This is a genomic window from Agrococcus sp. GCM10030265, assembly GCF_042666675.1.
GTDB lineage: Bacteria > Actinomycetota > Actinomycetes > Actinomycetales > Microbacteriaceae > Agrococcus.
The window spans coordinates 1-583 of the sequence record NZ_JBHTCZ010000006.1; the positions used below are offsets into that span (position 1 = coordinate 1).

1 rRNA gene is annotated in these 583 nt (G+C 58.5%); it reads left to right on the top strand.

Features of this window, described 5'->3' with window-relative positions:
* Positions 1 to 354: 354 nt before the first annotated feature.
* Positions 355 to 583, top strand: a 23S ribosomal RNA gene (locus tag ACFQPP_RS14355); the annotation flags it as partial.

The following is a 583-nucleotide window of genomic DNA, read 5'->3' on the forward strand; positions in this document are numbered from 1 at the left end:
ACATTGACGTTGGCGCTCGTCTCGAGTGCTGGTGCTTCCGAGTACGGCCGGCTTGTCCGGTCTGGAAAGCGAGCTCAGTGGTCGGGTGGGTGCATGCACGCTGTTGGGTCCTGAGGGACCGGACGCCCGCTGTCGCGACTTTGGTCGTGGTGGTGGATGTCAGCCCTCGGACCAGCATCGCCCGGCTTCGGCCGTGGTGGGTGGTGGTACCGACCGTATGTTGAGAACTACACAGTGGACGCGAGCATCTTAGAGCTCCGGGCTTTGGCCTGGATGCTCTGAATTTTATTGAACATTGGCGTGTTCGGGCTTCGGCTCGGATGCGATTCCGATGACCAACGAAACTCATGTAGTTAGCAAGTCTCTAAGAGCAAACGGTGGATGCCTTGGCATCTGGAGCCGATGAAGGACGTAGTAATCTGCGATAAGCCTCGGGGAGCTGATAAACGAGCCTCGATCCGAGGATCTCCGAATGGGGAAACCCCGCTGGGCGGCGTGCCGACCCAGTGACTCGCGCCTGAATATATAGGGCGGGTAGAGGGAACGTGGGGAAGTGAAACATCTCAGTACCCACAGGAAGAGA